Source organism: Mycolicibacterium lutetiense (assembly GCF_017876775.1).
GTDB classification, from domain to species: Bacteria; Actinomycetota; Actinomycetes; order Mycobacteriales; family Mycobacteriaceae; genus Mycobacterium; species Mycobacterium lutetiense.
Window position 1 is genome coordinate 1,464,488 of record NZ_JAGIOP010000002.1, and the last position, 22,330, is coordinate 1,486,817.

General features: G+C 66.4%; 22 protein-coding genes. 12 read left to right on the top strand and 10 right to left on the bottom strand.

Annotation, left to right across the window (positions count from 1 at the left end):
* Window positions 1-16: 16 nt before the first annotated feature.
* Both JOF57_RS16335 and JOF57_RS16340 read right to left on the bottom strand, forming a co-directional pair.
* The gene (locus JOF57_RS16335; protein WP_209918145.1) at window positions 17-883 is read right to left on the bottom strand and encodes an enoyl-CoA hydratase/isomerase family protein; all 867 of its coding nucleotides are present in this window, start codon (window positions 881-883) and stop codon (window positions 17-19) included.
* Complete coding sequence (locus JOF57_RS16340) at window positions 873-1,640, bottom strand: FadR/GntR family transcriptional regulator (RefSeq protein ID WP_209918146.1); 768 nt, start codon at window positions 1,638-1,640, stop codon at window positions 873-875. The genes JOF57_RS16335 and JOF57_RS16340 overlap by 11 nt, the downstream gene beginning before the upstream one ends.
* Window positions 1,641-1,748: 108 nt before the next feature.
* On the opposite strand from JOF57_RS16340, the gene JOF57_RS16345 reads away from it, so the two are divergent.
* Genes JOF57_RS16345 through JOF57_RS16370 form a run of 6 tightly spaced genes read left to right on the top strand, consistent with a single transcriptional unit; the run spans window position 1,749 to window position 8,486 of the window.
* Window positions 1,749-2,543: an enoyl-CoA hydratase/isomerase family protein gene (locus JOF57_RS16345; protein WP_209918149.1), complete on the top strand. Its 795-nt coding sequence runs from the start codon at window positions 1,749-1,751 to the stop codon at window positions 2,541-2,543.
* Between the two features lie 9 nt (window positions 2,544-2,552).
* Window positions 2,553-3,359: an enoyl-CoA hydratase/isomerase family protein gene (locus JOF57_RS16350; protein ID WP_209918150.1), complete on the top strand. Its 807-nt coding sequence runs from the start codon at window positions 2,553-2,555 to the stop codon at window positions 3,357-3,359.
* Window positions 3,359-4,132 (top strand): enoyl-CoA hydratase/isomerase family protein, encoded by a 774-nt coding sequence (locus JOF57_RS16355; RefSeq protein WP_209918153.1) that lies wholly within the window; start codon window positions 3,359-3,361, stop codon window positions 4,130-4,132. The genes JOF57_RS16350 and JOF57_RS16355 overlap by 1 nt, the downstream gene beginning before the upstream one ends.
* A complete protein-coding gene (locus JOF57_RS16360) occupies window positions 4,132-5,577 on the top strand; it encodes a class I adenylate-forming enzyme family protein (RefSeq protein WP_209918155.1) in 1,446 nt (481 codons plus the stop codon). Before JOF57_RS16355 ends, JOF57_RS16360 begins: the two co-directional genes overlap by 1 nt.
* Window positions 5,555-7,015, top strand: coding sequence for a class I adenylate-forming enzyme family protein (locus JOF57_RS16365; protein WP_307870033.1), 1,461 nt, complete (start codon window positions 5,555-5,557; stop codon window positions 7,013-7,015). The genes JOF57_RS16360 and JOF57_RS16365 overlap by 23 nt, the downstream gene beginning before the upstream one ends.
* Before the next feature lie 58 nt (window positions 7,016-7,073).
* The gene (locus tag JOF57_RS16370; RefSeq protein WP_209923417.1) at window positions 7,074-8,486 is read left to right on the top strand and encodes a class I adenylate-forming enzyme family protein; all 1,413 of its coding nucleotides are present in this window, start codon (window positions 7,074-7,076) and stop codon (window positions 8,484-8,486) included.
* Here the strand turns inward: JOF57_RS16370 and JOF57_RS16375 are convergent.
* Entirely contained in the window at window positions 8,483-9,079 is a 597-nt protein-coding gene (locus JOF57_RS16375) for a TetR/AcrR family transcriptional regulator (RefSeq protein WP_209918159.1), read from the bottom strand. The genes JOF57_RS16370 and JOF57_RS16375 overlap by 4 nt on opposite strands.
* A 69-nt stretch (window positions 9,080-9,148) precedes the next feature.
* Here JOF57_RS16375 and JOF57_RS16380 point away from each other — a divergent pair, with 69 nt between their 5' ends.
* Genes JOF57_RS16380 through JOF57_RS16390 form a run of 3 tightly spaced genes read left to right on the top strand, consistent with a single transcriptional unit; the run spans window position 9,149 to window position 11,294 of the window.
* The gene (locus tag JOF57_RS16380; protein ID WP_307870035.1) at window positions 9,149-9,991 is read left to right on the top strand and encodes an SDR family NAD(P)-dependent oxidoreductase; all 843 of its coding nucleotides are present in this window, start codon (window positions 9,149-9,151) and stop codon (window positions 9,989-9,991) included.
* Window positions 9,988-10,815: a TIGR03619 family F420-dependent LLM class oxidoreductase gene (locus tag JOF57_RS16385; protein WP_209918161.1), complete on the top strand. Its 828-nt coding sequence runs from the start codon at window positions 9,988-9,990 to the stop codon at window positions 10,813-10,815. Before JOF57_RS16380 ends, JOF57_RS16385 begins: the two co-directional genes overlap by 4 nt.
* Complete coding sequence (locus JOF57_RS16390; protein WP_307870036.1) at window positions 10,812-11,294, top strand: nuclear transport factor 2 family protein; 483 nt, start codon at window positions 10,812-10,814, stop codon at window positions 11,292-11,294. Before JOF57_RS16385 ends, JOF57_RS16390 begins: the two co-directional genes overlap by 4 nt.
* Here the strand turns inward: JOF57_RS16390 and JOF57_RS16395 are convergent.
* Genes JOF57_RS16395 through fabG form a run of 5 tightly spaced genes read right to left on the bottom strand, consistent with a single transcriptional unit; the run spans window position 11,291 to window position 16,380 of the window.
* The gene (locus JOF57_RS16395) at window positions 11,291-12,478 is read right to left on the bottom strand and encodes a CaiB/BaiF CoA transferase family protein (RefSeq protein WP_209918163.1); all 1,188 of its coding nucleotides are present in this window, start codon (window positions 12,476-12,478) and stop codon (window positions 11,291-11,293) included. The genes JOF57_RS16390 and JOF57_RS16395 overlap by 4 nt on opposite strands.
* Window positions 12,479-12,512: 34 nt before the next feature.
* Complete coding sequence (locus JOF57_RS16400; RefSeq protein WP_209918166.1) at window positions 12,513-13,181, bottom strand: GntR family transcriptional regulator; 669 nt, start codon at window positions 13,179-13,181, stop codon at window positions 12,513-12,515.
* A gap of 3 nt (window positions 13,182-13,184) precedes the next feature.
* Entirely contained in the window at window positions 13,185-14,378 is a 1,194-nt protein-coding gene (locus JOF57_RS16405; protein ID WP_209918169.1) for an acyl-CoA dehydrogenase family protein, read from the bottom strand.
* The gene (locus tag JOF57_RS16410; protein ID WP_209918170.1) at window positions 14,375-15,595 is read right to left on the bottom strand and encodes an acetyl-CoA C-acetyltransferase; all 1,221 of its coding nucleotides are present in this window, start codon (window positions 15,593-15,595) and stop codon (window positions 14,375-14,377) included. The genes JOF57_RS16405 and JOF57_RS16410 overlap by 4 nt, the downstream gene beginning before the upstream one ends.
* Window positions 15,592-16,380 (bottom strand): 3-oxoacyl-ACP reductase FabG, encoded by a 789-nt coding sequence (gene fabG / locus JOF57_RS16415; protein ID WP_209918173.1) that lies wholly within the window; start codon window positions 16,378-16,380, stop codon window positions 15,592-15,594. The genes JOF57_RS16410 and fabG overlap by 4 nt, the downstream gene beginning before the upstream one ends.
* A 67-nt stretch (window positions 16,381-16,447) precedes the next feature.
* Between fabG and JOF57_RS16420 the strand changes: the two genes are divergently transcribed.
* From JOF57_RS16420 to JOF57_RS16430, 3 genes are read left to right on the top strand one after another with little or no spacing between them, the layout of a single operon-like run.
* Window positions 16,448-17,629 (top strand): acyl-CoA dehydrogenase family protein, encoded by a 1,182-nt coding sequence (locus JOF57_RS16420; RefSeq protein WP_209918176.1) that lies wholly within the window; start codon window positions 16,448-16,450, stop codon window positions 17,627-17,629.
* 25 nt (window positions 17,630-17,654) lie between these two features.
* Window positions 17,655-18,476 carry a mycofactocin-coupled SDR family oxidoreductase gene (locus JOF57_RS16425; RefSeq protein WP_209918178.1) on the top strand — a complete coding sequence of 274 codons (822 nt, stop codon included), beginning with the start codon at window positions 17,655-17,657 and terminating at the stop codon, window positions 18,474-18,476.
* A 2-nt stretch (window positions 18,477-18,478) separates the two neighbouring features.
* Entirely contained in the window at window positions 18,479-19,996 is a 1,518-nt protein-coding gene (locus JOF57_RS16430; protein WP_209918180.1) for a class I adenylate-forming enzyme family protein, read from the top strand.
* On the opposite strand, the gene JOF57_RS16435 is transcribed toward JOF57_RS16430, so the two are convergent.
* Both JOF57_RS16435 and JOF57_RS16440 read right to left on the bottom strand, forming a co-directional pair.
* Window positions 19,988-20,896, bottom strand: coding sequence for an alpha/beta hydrolase (locus tag JOF57_RS16435; RefSeq protein ID WP_209918182.1), 909 nt, complete (start codon window positions 20,894-20,896; stop codon window positions 19,988-19,990). The two genes, JOF57_RS16430 and JOF57_RS16435, sit on opposite strands and share 9 nt — an antisense overlap.
* Window positions 20,893-22,245: a flavin-containing monooxygenase gene (locus JOF57_RS16440; protein ID WP_209918183.1), complete on the bottom strand. Its 1,353-nt coding sequence runs from the start codon at window positions 22,243-22,245 to the stop codon at window positions 20,893-20,895. The genes JOF57_RS16435 and JOF57_RS16440 overlap by 4 nt, the downstream gene beginning before the upstream one ends.
* Between the last annotated feature and the right edge of the window lie 85 nt (window positions 22,246-22,330).

A 22,330-nucleotide genomic window follows, 5' to 3' on the forward strand; every position in this document is an offset into this window, starting at 1 on the left:
GTATCAGGACGGGTTTCTACTGCGGTTCCGGGACGTGGAAATGCTCGTCGCGCAGCCGGAACGCCTCCTTGGTGCCATGTTGGGCCCGGGTCTTGACGAAGTTGAACTCCCCCGGCGAGAACTGCAGGTTGGTGCCGTAGGCGTGGAACAGATAGCTGGCGACCTCTTCACCCTGATAGGCCTGGCTCTGCTCGACGAGCCGGAACGCCTCCTTGGCGATCACCACCCCGTCGGCCGGCATCTTCGCGGCCTTGGCCGCCCAGTACTGCGCCCGCGCCGTCACCTGGTCGGCCTCACAGGTGTCGGTGAAGATGCCGAGGTGCTCGACGGAGCCAGCCTCGATGATGTCCCCGGTGAGCAGCATCCGCCGGGCCAGCACCGGGCCGAGCCGGTGGAAGAACATGTGCAGGCTGCCCAACGCCGGGCCGAGGAACCTGGCGGCCGGCATCCCGATCTTGGCATCGCGGGCGATCACCGAGATATCGGTCATCAACGCCATCTCGAACCCACCCCCGAGCGCGTAGCCGCTGATCTCACCCACGGTGACCTTCGGGAACCCCATGAAATTGTGGTAGAAGCCAAACGACTTGCGGTCCACCGTGAGTCGACGACGCTGACTGGGACGTGATTTCGTCGGTTGCTTTTCCTTGTCGCCATACCAGCCGTAGGCATTGTTCATATCCGCGCCGGTGCTGAACACCCCCTCGGCCCCGCGCAGCAGCACCACGGTCAGATCATCGTCGTCGGCCACGACATCGAGGTAGCGCGCGACCTCGTCGCGCATCGCCGCGTCATAGGAGTTGCGCTGCTTGGGATTGTTCAGCGTGATGGTGGCGATGCGGTGGTCGCCATCGACCTCGAAAAGCACCCGGTCATCTGTCATGCGAAATCAACCTCGCTTCAATCGTTTTGTCGTTACCGGCGGCCAGCGTCGTGCTCCGCGCGGCGGTGAGATGGTCGGCCGCGAGCTTGGTCGCCCTGGCCGAGTTGCCGTCGGCGATCGCCTCCAGCAGTCGCTGGTGATCGCGTAGCGCCGCCCGCATGGTCTTCGCCGACATTCCGGCACCGTCTTCCCCGGTCCATACCGACGACTCGTGCGTCGACCAGATCAGCTCCAGCGAGCCGATCAGCAGGATCATCGGCTCGTTGCCGCACCGAGAGACCAGCGCCTCGTGGAATCTTCGGGCGTTCGGCACATACTGCGGCGTGTCCTCGAACTGTGCTGCCTGAAGGTCGATCTCGGCCTGCAGGTAGGGCACCACCTCGGTGGCGCGGTCGGTGCGGTCCGCGCACATGCCCGCGCAGATCGGTTCCAGGCGCAGCAGGGCCTCGCTCACATCGGCCGGCGTGGCAGCGCGGGTCTGCAACACCATGCCGATCATGTGGGCGGTGCGGTCTGCCGAGGGCATCTGCACCACGGCACCGCCGACGTTTCCGCGACGCACCGAGATCAACCCGTCGGTCTCCAGCAGATGGATGGCCTCACGCAACGCGGGCGGGCTGACCCCGTACTCCTGAAACAGGCTTTCCTGCGTGGGCAGGATGTCGCCCTCACGCAGGCGCCCGGACAGGATGTCGTCACGCAGCTTGGACGCCACGATCTCGGCCACCCGGGGTTGGCGTATGCGATGAGCCGGCACCTGTCCCTCCACTGTTCCGCCGACGGTCTTTCCTTGCTAACTTGTACAGGATAGTAATCGCATCGTCTACTGTATGGGCAACTGTATGGCCGGGAAGGCGGGTACAACGTGAGCGACGAGGCCGTATCGACCGCGCGCGACGGCGCGGTCCTGCGCATTACGTTGGACCGACCGTCACGGCGTAACTCATTGAGCCACAGCATGATCGATAGCTTGGTCGCCAGCCTCTCGGAAGCGGCCTACGACGATTCGCTGCGCGCCGTCGCCATCACCGGCGGCGGGGAGGACTTCTGCGCCGGAGCCGACTGGGTCGCCACCAACAGCACCGGACAGCGCCCCCGTACCGGTGACCTGGTCCGGCGGATCCCGCACACCGCGCACCGCATCATCGAGCTGGTGGCCACCATCCAGCTGCCGGTGGTGTGCGCGGTGCGCGGCTGGGCGGTGGGGTTGGGCTGCAACCTGGCACTGGCCGCCGACTTCACCATCGCCGATACCGGTGCGACGTTCTGGGAACCGTTCATGAACCGCGGATTCACCCCCGATTCCGGCGCGACCTGGCTGCTGCCGCGACTGGCCGGGGTGGCCCGGGCCAAACGGATGCTGCTGCTCGGCGAGAAGGTCAGCGGGTCGCAGGCGGCCGACTGGGGACTGATCCACAGTGCAGTCCCCGCAGACGAATTGGCCTCCGCTGCGGACGAACTACTGGCACGTTTGGCCGCCGGACCGACCGTCGCGATCGGCCTGGCCAAACAGGCCATCGCCTACGGCCAGCACGCGACCCTGACCCAGTCGATGAATCAAGAATTGTCCAACCTGGAACTCTCGTGCCGCACAGGTGATTTCAAAGAAGGCCTGGCCGCGTTCCGGGAACACCGCGATCCGGACTTCACCGGGCGATAAGAGGAATCGATGACCGATTACGAGACCATCAAATACGAGGTGGACGGCCACAAGGCCACCATCACCCTGAATCGACCCGACGCGCTCAATGCGCTGTCCCCCCACATGATCACCGAACTGCGGGCCGCCTACGACCAAGCCGAGAACGACGACAACGTCTGGCTGATGATCGTCACCGCCGCCGGCCGGGCCTTCTGCACCGGCGCCGACGTCAAGGAGATCCCCGGCGACGGCAAGGTCATCAACGAGCGGCCCTACCTGTCCACCTACGAGCAGTGGGAGGCACCGCAGGAGGGCACCCCGCCGTTTCGCACCATGGCCAAGCCGGTCGTGGTGGCGATCAACGGAATCTGTTGCGGCGCCGGGCTGGACTGGGTCACCACCGGCGACATCGTGATCGCCTCGGACAAAGCGACATTCTTCGACCCTCATGTGAGCATCGGTCTGGTTGCTGCCCGAGAAATGGTGCGCCTGGCCCGCGCACTCCCCCGATCGGTGGCGTTGCGGATGGCGCTGATGGGCAAGCACGAGCGCATGACCGTCGAGCGCGCGTACGAACTCGGGTTGATCACCGAGATAGTCGAACACGACAAGCTACTCGAGCGCGCACACGAGATCGCCGACACCGTGTGTCTCAATGCCCCGCTGGCGGTTCGCGGTACCCGGTTGGCCATTCACAAGACGCTGGATCTGCCGCTGCACGAGGGTGAGATCCTGGCCGAGACGTTCCGCGAGCGCGTGGTGCGCACCGAGGATGCCCTGGAAGGACCGCGGGCGTTCGTCGAGAAGCGCAAGCCCAACTGGCAGGCTCGCTGATGGACACGTTGCTCCTCGACTTCGACTACGAGTCCAGGGTCGCCACGGTCACGCTGAACCGCCCCGACGCGCTGAACTCGTTCAACCGCGCCATGTGTCACGAGATGCGCGATGCCTGGCACACCATCAAGGCCGACGAGGGCATCAACGCGGTGGTGCTGCGGGCCGCAGGCGACCGTGCGTTCAGCGCCGGACTCGACGTGAAATCCAACTATGGACAACCCGAGATCGTTTGGAACCACGAGGATCCCGGCGAACTACTGAGCCCCAAGTGGCAGAAGATGTGGAAGCCGGTGGTCTGTGCGGTGCAGGGTATGTGCACCGCCGGGGCGCTGTATTTCGTCAACGAAGCCGACGTGGTGATCTGCTCGCCGGAGGCCACGTTCTTCGATTCCCACGTCAGCGCCGGGCTGGTCTCGGCGCTCGAGCCGATCGGCCTGATGCGCCGGGTCGGGCTCGGTGACACACTGCGGATGGCATTGATGGGCAACGACGAACGTGTAGGCGCCGAAACTGCGTTGCGCATCGGGCTGGTCACCGAAGTGGTGGCCAGGGATCAGCTGTGGGACCGCGCGCACGAGATCGCCGCCACGATCGCCGCGAAGCCGCCGACCGCCACGCAGGGCACGGTGAAGGCCATCTGGGAGTCCCTGGACAAGCCCTACCGTGCCGCGATGGACCAGGGCCTGATCTATACGCGACTGGGCAACCCGATCGCCAAGGCCGAGCTGGCCGAGCGTCCCCTGCCCAAGACAACACCTCGGATCCGCTGATGGCGCATCCGCTTTCACGGCGCATCGACGAGGTTCTCGATCTGGACCCGGCCGCACCGGCCATCCAGTATGACGGCCAGTGGTTCACCTGGGGCCGGGTCGCGACGCTCGCGCGGCGCATCGGTGCGTTGTCGGCCGGCACGCGGGTCGGAATCATGCTGCGGAACCAGCCCGCCCACGTGGCGGCCCTCCTCGGTGTGCTGGGTGCCGGCGGCACCGTCGTGGTGATCAACCCGTCCCGCGGCGACGAGCGCACCCGCGCCGACATCGAGGCGTTGGGCCTACCGGTGTTGATCGGCCTGCCCGAGGACATCGCCACGCTGGCGACGCCCTCCCCCACGACCACGACGGTGACCATCCGCGATCTCGACACCGCGCCCGAGGTCTCGCCGGCCGAGAGCCCGACCGTGGACGCAGGGCGCCCGGGCGTCGCGGTGTGGATGTTGACCAGCGGCACCACCGGCCCACCGAAACGGGTGGACCTCACCTACGACATGCTGGCCCGCAGCGTCATGGGCGGCGATCCGGAGAACGCCCCGGCACCAACCGAACTGCGACGCGGGGTGGCCATCGTCAACTCCCCGCTGGTTCACGTCGGCGGAGTCTTCCGGGTGCTGTTGTGCATCGCCGAGGCCCGGGCGTTCGTGCTGCTGCCCAAGTTCGAGCTCCACCGCTGGGCCGAGGCCGTGCGTGAGCATCAGCCGCGGGCGGTGTCGCTGGTACCGGCGGCTCTGCGCATGGTGCTGCACTCCGAACTCACCCGCGACGACCTCGCCGGCATCCGCGCGGTCACCTCCGGCACCGCGCCGCTGTCGGCCGATGACGCCGACGCCTTCACCGAAAAGTTCGGCATCCCGGTGCTGACCTCCTATGCCGCTACGGAGTTCGGTGGCGGAGTGGCCGGCTGGACCCTGACCGACCACCAGAAATACTGGAAAGACAAGCGCGGCAGTGTGGGCCGGGCCAATCCCGGTGCGCGACTGCGCGTCGTCGACGAGGACGGCCAACCGCTCCCACCGGATCAGAAGGGCCTGCTGGAGGTCAAACCCGCACAGTTCGATGCCGACGCGGACTGGTTGCGTACCACCGATCTGGCCCGCATCGATACCGACGGATTCGTCTGGATACTCGGACGTGCCGATCAGGCCATCATCCGCGGCGGATTCAAGGTGATGCCCGATGATGTCCGCACCGCGCTGGAGAGCCATCCCGCGGTGCGCGGCGCGGCGGTGATCGGCGTACCGGACGAGCGATTGGGTGAGACACCAGTGGCGATGGTCGAGTTGCGCGCGCCTGCCCCTTCGGCCGAGCTCACGGACTATCTGCAGGGCCGGCTGGCCCGGTATGAGATCCCCACCAGGATCGAGATCGTCGACACCATCCCGCGTACGCCGTCGGGCAAGGCTGACCTGGGTGCCGTCCGTGAGCACTTCGCCGCCGGCTGACACGCTGGCCGCTCTGCTCACCGGCCTGCGCGACCGGGGCGACCATTCCCTGCTGATCTGCGACGACGAGCGGATCAGCTACGCCGAGGCCGACATTCGCTCCGCCTCCGTCGCGCGTGGCCTGATCCGGCTGGGCGCAGGCAAGGGCACACATGTCGGGGTGCTCTATCCCAACGGCGTCGACTTCGTGGTGGCCATGCTGGCCGCGGCAAGAATCGGTGCGGTCGTGGTGCCTTACTCGACCTTCCTCACCGCAGCCGAGCTCGAGACCCAGCTGCGTGACAGCGATACCGCGATCCTGCTGTCGGCACGCTCCTACCGCAATCACGACTACGCCCAACATCTTTCCGGGATCGACACCCCGTGCCTGCGGCACGTGTTGTTCGATCTGCCCCACGCCGACGTCCCGACGCTGGACGAATTCGAAGACGATGTCGACGGCTGTGACCCACTGGCCATCGTCTACACCTCAGGCTCAACCGGCCCGGCGAAAGGGGCGGTGCACACCCACGCATCGCTGATCGGCCATCAACGCAACCTCAACACGATCCGCGGGCTGACAAGCCCTGATCGGCTCTTCTGCAATTCGCCGTTCTTCTGGATCGGCGGTTTCGCGTTCGGTCTGCTGGCCACCGTAGCCGCCGGTGCCACACTGATCTGCTCGAACGCGACCGACCCGGCCGTCACCCTCGACCTCATCGAAGCCGAGAAGCCGACTATCACCAATGGTTTCGTCGCCGGGATCGCACATCTCACGCGGCACCCGAACTACCCCGGCCGGCAGTTCACGGCCCGCCGCGGCAACCTGTACCCGATCATGGCGCCTGACGTTCGGCCCAACGATCCCGAGCTTCGCCACAACATGCTCGGAATGACCGAAGCCGGCAGCGTGGTGTTGATCGACAGCGACGAGACCGATCAACCCGAGCGCCGGCGCGGCTCCTACGGCCGACCGGCGACCGGGTTCGAGACCAAGCAGCTCGACACCGGCGAACTGTGTATCCGCGGCCCTCATGTGATGCAGGGCTACCACGGACGCAGCAGGGAGGACTGCTTCGACGCCGACGGGTGGTTCCACACCGGGGACCTGGTGCGCGTGGACGAGGAGGGGTACTTCTACTTTCTGGGGCGCGCAGGCTCGATGATCAAAACCTCGGGTGCCAACGTGACACCTGGAGAGGTGGAAAAAGCCCTCGCGACACTGGGGTTCACCGCGCATGTGCTCGGTCTGCCCGACGCGGTGCGCGGCCAGCTCGTCGCCGCCGTCATCGTCACCGATGATCCGGTCGACTTCGATGCGATACGTCAGGCGCTGCGAGCCAAGTTGTCGGCGTACAAGATTCCGCGGATATTCGCGGTGTGCCCGCCCGCCAAGGTGCCGACGCTGTCCAGCGGCAAGGTCGACATGCCGGCATTGGTGGGGCTGTTCAGTGCCTGATTCCACGCCTGACACCATCGACGCACTGCTGCGTCACCATGCGGCGTCCACCAAACCGATGGTGATCGATCCCGATACCCGCATCAGTTACGCCGAACTCGACGCCGACACCCGCGGCCTGGCCGCCGGACTCATTCGAGCCGGTATCGCCAAGGGGTCTCGGGTCGGCCTGATCATGCCCAACTCCGCAGACTGGGTACGGATTGCCCTGGCAATCACCAGAATAGGGGCGATCCTTGTCCCGCTGAGCACGCTGTTGACCGGCCGGGAACTCACCGCACAGCTGCGGACCGCCTCCGTGCAGTATCTGATCGCCGTCGAACAATTCCGCGGCCGCCGCTACCCGCACGGTCCGGTGCCCTCGCTGCGAGGGACCTGGACCCCCGCTGACGTCCTCGGATTCACCGGCCGTGCACCCCTGCCGCCGGTGCGGCCCAGCGACCCACTGGTCATCATGTTCACCTCGGGCAGCAGTGGCGCGCCGAAAGGCGTCGTCCACTCCCACGGAAACGCCTTGGGTGCGGTGCGTTCCGGTCTCCATGCCCGGTGCATCACCGCCGAGACCCGGCTGTACCTGCCGATGCCGTTCTTCTGGATCGGCGGTTTCGGGGCAGGCATCCTGTCGGCCCTGGTGGCCGGGGCCACCCTGGTGACCGAGCCTGTTCCGCACCCCGAATCCACCCTGGAACTCCTTCAGCGTGAGCAGGTTACGTTGTTCCGTGGATGGCCCGAGCAGGCCGAAGCGCTCGCCCGCCATCCCGCGAGCGTCGACCTGTCCATGCTGCAACCGGGAAGCCTGGAGGCCCTGCTCCCGGCGCACCTCCGTTCGGAGCCCAGCGCGCGGGCATCGCTGTTCGGCATGACCGAATCGTTCGGGCCCTACTGCGGCTATCCGGCGGATGTCGACATGCCCCGTTCCGCGTGGGGAAGCTGCGGCAAACCTTTCCCGGGAATGGACGTTCGCATCGTCGACTCCGCAACCGGTATGCCACTGCACGAGGGGGCGGTCGGCGAGATCCAGATCCGCGGTCGGCATGTCATGCGCGGGATCTGCCGTCGCAGTCGCGAAGACGTCTTCACTCCGGACGGCTACTACGCGACCGGAGATCTGGGCTACCTCGATGCCGACGGGTTCATGTTCCACCGCGGAAGATCCGACGACATGTTCAAAGTCCGCGGCGCGACCGTGTACCCGAGTGAGGTGCAGCGGGCGCTTCGGTCCCTACCCGGTGTCCGGGTAGCTCACGTCGTGAACGTCCCTGACGGTCAGGCCAATCGGGTGGGCGCCGCGCTCGTCGGCGACGGACTCTCGGAAGCGGCGCTGCGGACCGCCACACAGGCCGTCATCAGCTCGTTCAAAGTGCCCACGCTCTGGCTGTTGCTCGACCGGGAAGAGGCCGTTCCGCGCGGCGCCACCGGGAAGGTCGACACCACCGCGCTGCGCGCCATGCTGAGGGAAGGTGTGCTCTAGCGCTTCCCTGAATTCCAGGGCGCCAGTAGCAGTTCACAGGCATACCGCACATCCGCGACCGCGCTCTGCGCATCGAGTTGACCCGCCGTGGCCCAGGTCAGGATCCCGTACATACATTGCTCGACCATCCGGGCCAGCCGATGATCCTCATCGGTGGGTTCGAGGACCCCTGCAACCGCCAGGATCCGCTCCCGCGTCGACAGGTCCGCCGGCGCGTCGGCCGACGACCGAATCGCGTTGATCGAAACCAACATCGCCCGGGCCAGTAGCGGCTGCGCCAGCAGCCAATTGGCGGCTTCGCCCAGGAAATCGCGCACAGCCGCGACGGGATCGTCCGGGATACCTGCCGGTTCGGGCATCGCTCGGACCGACGCGACGAGCGCCGCGGCGAACAGATGATGCTTGGACGGGTAGTAGCGGTAGAGCGTGCCGAGCGCAACGCCTGCCTCAGCGGCGACGTCTGACATCTGGACCCGCTCCAGCCCGTGCAACGCCCCCAGCCGGACCGCCGTGCGCAAGATCGCGGCATTGCGTTCCAGTTGGCGGGGCGTCGAGGCGTGCCCCGGTTCCCGTGGTGTTCCGATGCGCGGCATCGAGACGAACTCCTCACAAAACTAGAATTGATTCTAGAAATTTGGACAAGGCGATGCTACAACAGACTGGTGACCGAAGAAGGTGCCCAGCACGGCGTGACGGCGTTCGACGCCCGCAAGTACGGCCCGTGGGCCGTGATCACCGGCGGTTCGGAAGGCGTCGGCAGATCCTTCGCACTCCAGCTCGCCGCGGCCGGCATCCATCTGCTTCTGCTTGCCCGCAGGTCAGGCCCGCTGGAAGAGACGGCCGATCGCTGTCGCGCACTCGGGGTCGAGGTCCGCACCCTGAGTGTCGACCTCTCGGAGCCGTCCTCGGTCGATGCCGTCGCCGAGGCGGTCGCGGACGTCGAGGTGGGCCTGCTGGTGCACAACGCCGGCGCCAACACCCACAGCGCGGAGTTCCTCGACGGCGACCTCGCCGCGTTTCAACGGGTCATCGACCTGAACATCACCACTCCGCTGGCGTTGGTTCATCACTTCGGGGCCGCGATGCGCAGCCGCCGCCGTGGCGGCATCCTGCTGGTCGGATCGATGGCCGGGTACCTCGGGTCGAACCGGCACACGGTGTACGGCGGCGTCAAGGCATTCGGCAGGATCTTCGCCGAAAGCCTGTGGCTGGAATTACGGGACGACAACGTCGACGTGCTCGAACTCGTCCTCGGGGTAACCCGCACCCCGGCGATGCAACGGGTTGGACTGAACTTCGATATCCCCGGAATGCTGGTGTCCGAACCTGACGATGTCGCCGCCGAAGGTCTCGCCGCGCTCGGCGACGGCCCCGTGCACGTCATCTCGCAGCATGCGAAAGTCGCTCTTGCCCATAATAATCCGGACCGGGCCGCAACGATCCTGCGCTCCGACAAGATGATGCGTCGGCTGATCGGTGCCGAAGATCCGGACGACGCGCGGTGAAACTCGGTCTGGCCACCCCCGTCGTGATCCAGCAGCCCGGTGTCGCTTCACCTTGGGAAGCAACTGCCGGACCCGACGAACTAGCGCTGATCGCCGAAGCCGCCGACGGCCTGGGCTACGACCATCTCACGTGTTCGGAGCACATCGGAGTGCCGGCGCCGGCCGCCACGGTGCGGGGTGCGACGTACTGGGATCCACTGGCCACCTTGTCATTCCTGGCCGCACGAACCCGACGCATCCGGTTGGCCACCTCCGTACTGGTCCTCGGCTACCACCATCCACTTCATCTGGCCAAGAGCTACGGAACGCTGGACCGCCTCAGTCAGGGTCGGGTGGTTCTCGGGGTCGGCGTCGGTTCCCTGAAGGAGGAATTCGACCTGCTCGGCGCCGAGTGGACCGATCGCGGTGCCGCGGCCGACCAGGCCATCGAGCAGCTCCGGGCCGCGTGGGGTCAACGCGAGGTGGACGGATTGATCATCGAACCGCACGCGCTCGCCACCGATCCCCCCATCTGGGTGGGTGGCCGGACACAACGCTCGTTGCGCCGGGCCGTCCAGCTCGGAACCGGGTGGGTACCGTTCGGCCTTCGCCCAGAGGCGATCTCGGAGCTTCTCACCAAGTTCACGCTGCCCGACGATTTCGAGGTCGTGCTGTCGCCGGGCCCGGTGTTGGACCCGATCGGAGCGGCCGCCTCGGCGGCGCGCGAACTCGAACGGCTCCGCGACGTCGGCGCCACCATCGTCACCTGCCGCCTGCAGGCGACCGACGCCGGCCACTACTGCGACCAACTGGCGGCCCTGCAATCGATAGCGACACCACTGTGACATCACATCAAGGAGATCCCATCGAATCCCGGCTTCGTGACCTCGAACAGCGTCTCCAGGCACTCAGCGACCAGGTCGAGGTGACGCAGCTGATCGCCTCCTACGGCCCGCTCGTCGACGCCGGTGCCGCCGGTGAAGTCGCGGCGTTGTGGAGCGAGGACGGCAGTTACGACGTCGAAGGCTGGCAGATGCGCAGCCGCGCCGATGTCGAGGCCATGGTGAACTCGGATGCGCATCAGACCCTCATTGCCCGGGGCGCCTGCCATTTTCTCGGGCCCGCCCGGGTCACGGTCGACGGCGATACCGCGGCGGCAGTGTGTGAATCACTGCTGGTGGTGCACCGCGACGGGAAGTGGATCGTGGCACGCGCCGGCGCCAACCATTTCACCCTGAACCGCATCGACGGCCGCTGGCAGATCGTCCTCCGCACCACCCGGGCACTGACCGGGAGTCTTGAGGCGCGGGCGCTACTCCGTTAGACGATCGCGTTTGCCCGTAGATCCGTGATCTGCGTTGTGTCGTACCCGATCTCACCCAGTACCTCGTCGGTGTGCTCGCCCAGCAGCGGAGCCCGTCGCCGGATCGTCCCGGGCGTCGCCGACATCCGGAACGGCGTTTCGATGATCGGCACATCCCGCGACGCCCCGGGAAACGGCACCCGCTGGAGGTAGCCCATGGCCTGCACATGCGGGTCATCGAGGACTTCTTGCGTGGAATACAGCGGCGCGGCAGGCATCTTCGCCTTTTCCAGGAGTTCGAGCACGTGCGCCTTGGTCTTGTCGGCACACCAGTCGGCCATGATGTCGTTGAGGATGTCGCCGTTGGCCCAACGGATGTCATCGTTCGCGAAACGGGGATCGTCGAACAGTTCTTCCCGGCCCATCAGGCGGCACCACCGCTTGAACATGGGCTGTCCGGCCACCTGCAGCAGGACCCATTGATCGTCGGCGGTGCGGTAGAGATCGCACGGCGCGACCGATGCACCCTTGTTGCCCATCCGGGGCTTGTCGACCTGCAGCAGTTCCCGCTCGATCAGAAAGGCGTTCGACAGCATCAACGCCGTCGGCAGCAGGGCACCCTCGACGTGCTGGCCCTCCCCCGTCTTGTCCCGGTGATAGAGCGCCATCATCACCCCGATCGACAATGTGAGCGCCGTCCCGAAATCCGCATAGGGCACCACCGTTCGGATCGGCTGATCCGGCAGGCCCTGCCGGTAGACCGCTCCGGACATCACCTGGCCGGCCCCGTCGAAGCCGATCTTTTCGCTGTAGGGACCGCCCTCGCCGTAGGCGGTGGCACTGGCCAGGATGATGTCGGGTTTGACCGCCTTGAGTGTCTGGTAATCCAGTCCGCTGGCGCGCATCCCGGCCGCGGGCATGTTGGCGATCACGATGTCGGCCTGCGCCACCAGTCGTCGGGTGATCTCGGCGCCCTCTGCCGTGGTGGAATCCAGCGTCAACGAACGCTTGTTGCGGTTGCACTGAAGGAAAGTGCCCCCTTCGCCACTCTCGGTGACGGCCTGCACCCAGCGATCCTCACCGCCTTCACGCTTCTCCACGCGCAGGACGTCGGCACCCATATCGGCCAGGATCGCGCTGCACCAGGGTGCGGCGATGAACCGCCCGTAGTCGAGTACCCGTATTCCGTCGAGAACCCCTGGCATTGCCGCCCCACCTTTTCTCTCGGATCCAAATTTGCTACTCCAGCACGCCGAGGCGCTCGAGGTGATCGGTGAGCGGCTTGGAGGCCGCGCACAGGTGCTCGGCCATGGCGTCGCGGGCCGACTCCGCGTCCCGCTGCCTGAGGGCGTCGAGTATCCGGCGGTGGTCATGGGTGGCCTGCTGGGGCCAGCCTTCGACCATCGGATACACCGATTCCAGTGCGTACCGGGTGATCTGGGACATCAGCTGAGCCAGTTTCGGCGACTCGGCCGATCGGTTGACCAATCGATGGAACGCATGGTTGAACCTGACCGCTCCGTCGTGGTCGCCCTGCGCGTATGCGTCCTCCAGTTGCTCCTGAATGTGCTCGAGCTCAGTGAGTTGATCGTCGGCGATCTGGCAGGCCGCGCGGGCCGCCAGCTGTCCGCCGATGTGCGCCTGCACACCGGCCACGTCGTCGATGTCCCGCCGGGTGACCGGCAGCACCAGGAACCCGCGCCGCGGCTGCTGGGTCAGCAGTCCCTCGGTGCGCAGGCCGAACAACGCCTCCCGCACCGGCGTCACGCTGATCCCCAGCTCGGCCGCAAGCTGTTCGAGCCTGATGTACTTCCCCGCCGGATACGTGCCGTCGAAGATCCGCCGTCGGATCAGCCGGGCGACATCCTCGGCCAGCTGTGGCCGCGCAGCGAAATCGGGTATGGACACGGTTCAGACCCGGTAGTCGGACAGCAGCCGCTTGCTGATGATGTTCTTCTGGATTTCGCTGGTGCCCTCACCGATCAGCAGGAACGGTGCGTCGCGCATCAGCCGCTCGATCTCGTACTCCTTGGAGTAGCCGTACCCGCCGTGGATCCGGAAACTCTGCTGGGTGACCTCCGAGCAGAACTCGCTGGCCAGGTATTTGGCCATGCCGGCGGCCACATCGTTGCGTTCGCCGGAATCCTTGAGCCGGGCGGCATTGACCATCATCAGATGGGCCGCCTCGACTTTCGTTGCCATCTCGGCCAATTGGAATGCCACCGCCTGATGCTCGGCAATCGGCTTGCCGAACGTCTCCCGCTGCTGCGCGTAACGCACAGCGAGTTCAAAGGCACGGATCCCGACGCCGCAGGCCCGGGCCGAGACGTTGACGCGGCCGACCTCGACCCCGTCCATCATCTGGAAGAAGCCCTGCCCGGTCGCGCCACCGAGAACGTCGTCGGCACTGGCGCGGTAGCCGTCGAAGATCAGCTCGGTGGTGTCGATGCCCTTGTAGCCGAGCTTGTCGAGCTTGCCCGGAATCGTCAGCCCCGGGACGACTTCACCGAAGCCGGTGGGCTTTTCGACCAGGAAGGCCGTCAAGTTGCGATGCGGCTTTTCGGCGCCTTCGTCGGTGCGCACCAGCGCGGCGACCAGGGTCGAACTGCCGCCGTTGGTCAGCCACATCTTCTGGCCGTTGATGAGGTAATCACCGTCAGCCTGTCTGGCCGCCCGGGTGCGGATGGCCGCCACATCCGATCCGAGCTCGGGTTCGGACATCGAGAATGCCCCGCGGGTCTCACCAATAGCCATGCGCGGCAGGAACTTCTGCTTCTGGGCGTCAGTGCCGTGCTGGCGGATCATGTAGGCCACGATGAAGTGGGTGTTGATCACCCCGGACACGCTCATCCAACCGCGGGCCAGTTCCTCCACACACAGCGCGTAGGTGAGCAGAGACTCTCCGAGCCCGCCGTATTCTTCGGGGATCATGAGGCCGAACAGGCCCATGTCCTTCATCTGGTCGACGATGGCCTGCGGATAGGTGTCGGAGTGCTCCAGCTCCTGGGCGGCCGGAATAACTTCCTTGTCGACGAATTGCCTTACCGTCGACACGATCTCGGTCTGGAACTCGCTGAGTCCCAGGGTCTGGGCGAGTTTGGTCACGATGCCACCCTTTCGAACACAGCGGCCAGGCCCTGCCCGCCACCGATACACATGGTCTCCAGCCCGTAGCGGGCCTGACGCCGATCCAATTCCCGGGCCAGCGTGGCGAGCATCCGCCCACCGGTCGCCCCGACCGGATGTCCCAGCGAGATCCCGGATCCCCGCACGTTGGTGCGCTCAAAGTCGGCCTCGCCGAACTTCCACTCCTTCATCACGGCCAGCGCCTGGGCGGCGAACGCCTCATTGAGCTCAATCAGATCGATATCGCTCAGCTGCAGATCGGCCTTGGCCAGCGCGACCTCGGTGGCCGGTACGGGCCCGATACCCATGATGCCGGGGGCGACGCCCGCCGAGCCCCACGACACCATCCGCACCAGCGGCCGCAGTCCCAGCGCGGCAGCCTTCTCCGGAGTGGTGACGATGCACATGGATGCGGCGTCGTTCTGGCCGCTGGAGTTGCCGGCGGTCACGGTGGACTCCGGATCCTGCTTGAGCAGAACGGGTTTGAGCTTGGCCAGGGTTTCGATGGTGGTGTCGGCGCGCGGGTGCTCGTCGGTGTCGATGACCGCGTCGCCTTTGCGAGAGCGGACCGTCACCGGAATGATCTCCTCGGCCAACACCCCGGACTGCTGGGCAGCCACGGCGCTGCGATGCGAGCGCACCGCGAGCTCGTCCTGCTCGGCGCGGGTGATGCCGTATTCGCGGCGCAGATTCTCGGCGGTCTCCATCATTCCGCCGGGTACCGGATAGAACTGCCCACCGGCGGTGGTGCGTCCCCGCGCCAGCCCGTCGTGCATCCGCACGCCACTTCGCGCCCCGCCCCACCGCATGTCGGTCGAGTAGAACGCGACGTTGCTCATGCTCTCGGCGCCGCCGGCAACCACAAGGTCGTTGTCACCGCTGCGAACCTGCAGACAAGCCTGGATCACGGCCTGCAGCCCGGAACCGCAGCGCCGGTCGACCTGCATGCCGGGGACCGTCACCGGCAGCCCGGCATCGAGCGCCACCACCCGGCCGATGGCCGGGGCCTCACTGTTGGGATAGCAGTGGCCGAGAATCACGTCCTGCACCTGCTCGGGTGCCACCCCGGTGCGCTCCAACAGACCCTTCAGCGCGGCGACCCCGAGTTCGACGGCCGACAGGGACGCGAACATGCCGCCGTAGCGGCCGATCGGGGTGCGGACCGGTTCACAGATGACCGCCTCGCGGGTACTCATACGTGCCGGCCACCGGTTACCTCGAGCACGGTGCCGGTCATGTACGACGACAGGTCGCTGGCCAGGAACAGCGCGACCTTGGCCACCTCGTCGGGCTCACCGGCCCGGGCCATCGGGATCTCGGCCAGCTTCTGATCCCAAATCCGTTGCGGCATAGCCTCTGTCATCGCCGACCGGATCAGGCCCGGCTGGATGGCGTTGACCCGCACCCCGAGGTGGGCGAGTTCCTTGGCCGATGCCTTGGTCATGCCGACGATGCCGGCCTTGGCCGCCGAATAGTTGGTCTGGCCGACCAAACCGACCTTGCCCGAGATCGAGGACATGTTCACGATCGCGCCGCGCTTGTTCTCCCGCATGATCGCCGCGGCCGATTTGGTGCCGTTCCAGGTGCCCTTCAGGTGCACCGCGATGACCTGATCGAACTGATCCTCGGTCATCTTCCGCAGCGTCGCATCGCGGGTGATGCCGGCGTTGTTGACCATGATGTCCAGCCCGCCGAACCGCTCGACGGCGGCCTGCACGAGTGCCTCTACCTCAGCCGACGACGTCACGTCGCACCGCACCGCGGTCGCGACCTCGGGCCCACCCAATTCCAGGGCGGCCGCCTCGGTGGCCTCCAGGTTGACGTCACCGAGTACCACCCGGGCGCCTTCGTCGATGAAACGCTTCGCGATGGCCAGGCCCAGACCCTGGGCACCGCCTGTCACCACTGCAGTCTGACCGGTCAGCAACGACACCTGATCACCTAACTTTCGGTCGTGGGGGCTCCGTCTGAGCCAGATCATATTTCATATACGATATTGGAGATTCATCAGCCCCGCGAATCGCGGCGCGACGAAATGGAGCTTCCCTGTGACCACCACCGCGGCCCCCGCCGAAGTCAGCGACGAGGATTTTCGGGAGATCCTGGCGCAGACCCGCAGCTTCATCCGCACCGCCGTGGTACCCCGCGAGAACGAGATCCTGGCCACCGACCAGGTGCCCGACGATCTCCGCGACCAGGCCAAGAACATGGGATTGTTCGGCTACGCAATTCCGCAGGAGTGGGGCGGCCTCGGGCTCAACCTGGCCCAAGATGTCGAGCTGGCAATGGAATTCGGCTATACCTCGCTGGCACTGCGGTCGATGTTCGGTACCAACAACGGCATCGCCGGGCAGGTGCTGGTGGGGTTCGGCACCGACGAGCAGAAGACCCGGTGGCTGGAGGGCATTGCCTCCGGCGCCGTCGTCGCGTCGTTCGCACTGACCGAGCCCGGCGCCGGATCCAACCCAGCGGGCCTACGCACCAAGGCCGTTCGCGACGGCGACGACTGGGTGATCAACGGCCAGAAGCGGTTCATCACGAATGCCCCCACCGCGAATCTGTTCGTCGTATTCGCCCGCACCCGGCCCGCCGACGACGCCGGCCCGGGGATCGCCGTCTTTCTCGTGCCGGCCGAGGAAGCCGGTGTCGAAGTGGGCGCCAAGGACGCCAAGATGGGCCAGGAAGGTGCCTGGACCGCCGACGTCAATTTCACCGACGTACGGGTGCCGAACAGCGCACTCGTCGGCGGCAGTGAGGATGTCGGCTACCGGGCCGCGATGACCTCCCTGGCCCGCGGCCGGGTCCACATCGCCGCGTTGGCAGTGGGATCGGCCCAGCGCGCGCTCGACGAGTCGGTGACCTACGCCGCCGCGGCCACCCAGGGTGGCCAACCGATCGGCAGCTTCCAACTGGTGCAGGCGATGATCGCCGACCAGCAGACCGGGGTGATGGCCGGACGTGCGTTGGTCCGCGACGCCGCGGCCAAGTGGGTGTCCGGCGAGGACCGCCGCATCGCGCCCTCGGCGGCCAAGCTGTTCTGCACCGAAATGGCAGGCAATGTCGCCGATCTCGCGGTGCAGATCCACGGCGGTAGCGGTTACATGCGTGAGGTCCCGGTCGAGCGGATCTACCGGGAAGTCCGGCTACTGCGTCTCTACGAGGGCACCAGTGAGATCCAGCGACTCATCATCGGCGGCGGGTTGGTCAAGGCCGCCCAGCGCCAACTCTGAAATACCTATCCACTAAGGAGAATCCATGACCGAGCGGCTCGCCGGAAAAGTTGCTTTCATCACCGGAGCTGCCCGCGGCCAGGGACGCGCGCATGCGGTCCGGATGGCCAAAGAGGGCGCCGACATCATCGCGGTCGATATCGCCGCGCCACTGCCTCCGAGCGTGCCCTACGACTCGGCTACTCCCGAGGATCTGGCCGAGACCGTGCGCCTGGTCGAGGCCACCGGCAAGCGGATCCTGGCGGTCGCCGCCGACACCCGTGATCTCGACGCCCTGCGGGCGGTGGTGGACAAGGGTGTCGCCGAGTTCGGCCGACTCGACATCATCATCGCCAACGCCGGCATCACCGTGCCCGAGGCCTGGAACGAGACAACCTCCGAGTCGTTCCGCGATGTCATCGACATCAACCTCACCGGGACCTGGAACACCGTGATGGCCGGCACCCAACACATCATCGACGGCGGCCGCGGTGGCTCGATCATCCTGATCAGCTCGGCCGCCGGCATCAAGATGCAGCCGTTCATGGTGCACTACACGGCCAGCAAGCACGGCGTCACCGGCATGGCCCGCGCCTTCGCTGCCGAGTTGGGCAAGCACCGGATCCGGGTCAACAGCCTGCATCCCGGCGCGGTCAACACCCCGATGGGTACCGGCGACATGATGACCGCGCTCAACCGGGCCAACGAGACCAACCCCGGCCTGATGCAGATGGTGACCCCGTTCCTGCCGGATTGGATCGCCGAACCCGAGGACATCGCCGACGCCGCATGCTGGCTGGCCAGTGACGAATCTCGGTTCGTCACCGCCAGCAAGGTAGCCGTGGACCTGGGCTCGACCCAGTTCTAGGCATGCCCAGCCCCTTGAGCACGGACTTCGCGGATGCCCTGGCGGCCGGGCTCGAGGCGTACGGCGACCGGCCGTTCATCGAGGTCGCCCGAAAATGGTATTCGGGCAACGAGATAACGCAGTTCATCGGGCGGATCTCGGCCACGTTGGACCATGCCGGGGTGCTGTCGGGTGAACCGGTCGGCGTCGTGGTGCGTAACCGGGTGGCCCACGCCGCGACGATCCTCGGGTTCATCGCCGCGCGACGCCCGGTGGTGATGATCTACTCGTACCAGTCCGCCACCGCGATCGCCCGAGATGTCGAGAAACTGTCGCTGCCGGCGATTGTCGCCGATGTCGACGACTGGACACCGGAGCTGCATGGAGCGGTGACCGCGGCCGGGTCGGCCGGTCTCTCACTGTCGGGCGATCCGCTCCGGGTCGGCACGACCGCGACGCGGCAACCGGGCAGGCGGCACGACCCGGCGCTGGAACAGTCCGGCCTGCACATCCTCACCAGCGGCACCACGGGACCGCCCAAGCGAATCCCGGTCGCCACCAACGTGCTTGAGCACACCGTGCTGAGCATGACGATCGGTGCGGGCACCGAGGTCGTCGGCCCCGACACCCCGCCCGCGCTGGTGTACTGGCCGTTCGGCAGCATCGGTGTCTGCCAACTACTGGCCGCGCCGTGCGCAGGCAAGCGCATGGTGTTGCTCGAGAAGTTCAGCGTCACCGAATGGGTTCGGGCGATCAAGACCTACCGGATCACCCGCGCCGGGGTGCAGCCCGCGATCCTCCGGATGCTGCTGCAGGCCGACGTGCCGCCCGAGGATCTGTCCTCGCTGGAGGGGTTGTCCGGGGGCTCGGGTCCGTTGGAGCCGGAACTGCGGGCGGAATTCGAGGGTCGCTACGGGATCCCGCTGTTGTGGGCCTACGGTGCAACGGAATTCGCCGGATCGGTATGCAGCTGGACCCCCGAGCTGTACCAACGGTACGGCGCGGACAAACCTGACAGCGTCGGACGACCCCTGCCCGGCGTGCGGGTCCGCATCGTCGACCCCGACACCGCCGCTGAAGTGCCCGCCGGCACCATCGGAGTACTCGAGGCCGCCGTCACCGTCATCGGGCCGGACTGGGTGCGCACCACCGACCTCGCTTCCATCGATGACGACGGCTTCGTCACCCTGCACGGGCGCGGAGACGGCGCGATCAACCGTGGCGGCTTCAAGGTCCTCCCGGAAGCGGTACGGCGGGTGCTGATCTCACATCCCAGCGTGCTCGATGCCTGCGTCGTGGGGGTCCCGGATTCCCGCCTGGGCGCGGTTCCGTTCGCCGCGGTCGAGCTACGACGGGACGCCGTAGCACCCACCGACGCCGAACTGAAGAACCTGGTGCGCGAGGCGCTGCCGAGCCATCACGTGCCGGTGGCCGTGGCGGTCGTCGACGCACTCCCCGCAATGCCGCGCTCAAGGTACGGCCGGGAGACGTTGCGGCGCTGTACCGCAGCTAGCCATTCCCCGCGGACTAGGTCAGGCTGAACCCAATGTCCGGGCGAGGAACTTCACCTGGTCGTCGGCAGCCGTGTCGAACCAGTCGTGGCCCGGCCACACATCGAAGTGGTCGCACGGGTAGTGATGGACCTGAGCCCTGGCCTGCACGGCCGTTTTCATCACCGAGTTGGCCGGCACGAACCGGTCGAAGTCGGCAACCTGGATCAGCACAGGACATTTCAGGGCCTTGGCCGCGGCACCGGTGCGAATCTGCACCAGCTCCATGCCGATGGCCGAATCGACTTCGTTGCGCCACGTCGGCCCGGCGATCGCGCTGTAGCTGTCAAAGGCCCCGTCGAGGGCCAGCGCGCCGGCCTCCCCCGGCTTGGCCGCCAACGGCATCAGCGTCGGCGCCCGGCCCGCCGCCACCGCCACGCGGCTCTTCACACCCGCCAGTGTCCAGCGCAGCGCCGATGCGACATCGCGGTGTGCCACCGCAGCGCGACTCGCGGCCAGCCCGCTCGTCAACGGAGTCATGCCGATCACGGCGGCCACATCGGCGCACTGCGCGGCCACCCGAAGGACATGGCTACCGGAGAACGACGATCCCCACAGCACCACCCGGCGGCGATCCACACCCGGCAGTCGTTGCGCTGCCGCGATGGCCGCACCGTAATCCGCCATCTGGCGCTCGACCGAAACACTCTGCCGCGGTGTTCCGTCCGAGGCCCCGAAGCCCCGATAGTCGAAGGCCACCACGTCGAGACCGGCCGCGCTGAAGCGCTCGGCGAAGGGTTGCAGACCGGAGTCCTTGGTGCCGCCGAAACCGTGAGCCATCACCACCACCGGCCGTCCCGCCGGGCCGGTGAAGTCGTCGCCTGTGGCGGGGAAATGCCATGCGCTGCACCGGTCACCGGCCGAATGGAACGTGAGCTCGCTGTACGTCACGCCGTCACTCCCACAATCAGGCCGGCACCGTCGGCGGCACGCTTGGCTCCCGCGGGTAGCTCGCGCACGCGGAGGTCGTGTTCGTAGATGAAGTAGTCGACCTGTTGGGTGTGCCGCGGCCGGTCGGTGCAGTGTCCGGCGTGTAGCTGTTGATCGGCATCGATCACCTGCTCCATCTCCGCCACCGGCGGCAGGCCGTACCGCCCCACCGCATAGGCGGCCAGCAATCGCGACTGACATTCCACGAACGGGAACAGCGTCGGGATCGCCTGGGCGAAACCCATGAGCACCAGATCGTTCATCCCCGGCTTGAACATCCGCTTGTAGAGCCGGATGTGGTTGTCGGGGGCGCTGACGACATCTCGGTCGAAGAACGGAAAGGTGATGTTGTAGCCCGTCGCGTACACGATCACGTCGAACACGCCGCTGGTGCCGTCCTCGAAATGCACCGTGTCACCGTCCAACCGGGACACATTCGGCTTGGGGACGACATCACCGGACCCGAGCCGCAACGGTAGTTCCACCGACTGTGTCGGGTGCGCTTCGAAGAGCTTGTGATTCGGGGCCGGCAGCCCGTACATCGTCGGATCGGTGCCGAGCACGGGCGCAAGCATCTGCGCGAACTTGCGCTGCCACGACAACGGCAGATGGGGATTGGTCCGGAAGTATTTGTCACCTGGTTGTCCCGCAATGTATTTCGGCACGATCCAGGCGCTCGATCGGGTGGACAGCGTCACCTGGTTCTGCAGCGACTTGGATGACAACTCGACGGTGATGTCGGCGGCGCTGTTCCCGATACCCACCACCAGGATCCGCTTGCCGGTCAGCTCCAGCGGTTCCTGCGGGTCGATGTAGTGGTGCGAGTGGATCTGTTCACCGGTGAACGTCCCGGGGAAGTCCGGCAGTCGCGGATCCCAGTGGTGGCCGTTCGCGACGACGAGCAGATCGAACTCGCGGCGGGCGCCGGCCTGGTCCTCGATCTCCCAACCGCCCCCGTCGACGCGGGCCGCACGCACCACCCCGTTGTTGAACTCGATGTTCTCCAACAGCCCGAAGGCATTCGCGTAGGCATCCAGGTACGCCTTGATATCGGAGTGGTGCGGGAACGACGGGAAGTGCTCGGGGATCGGAAAATCCTTGAACGACAACCGATGCTTGCTGGTGTCGATGTGCAGTGAGCGGTACGCGCTGCTGTGCCCGTTCGGATTGCCGAAGGCCCAGTTTCCGCCGATACGGTCCGATGCCTCGAACGTCGTGTACGGAACCCGGTAGTCCTTGAGCATCTTTCCGGCGGTGAGCCCGCTGATGCCCGCGCCGATGATCGCGGTCCGCGGCAGTGAACGCTGCAAAACAGTGCTCCTTCTACATTGTGATGCAGAACACTAGCAGCGGTCATTGACGGGCGTCAATGAATTCTGACAACTGTCAGAAAAG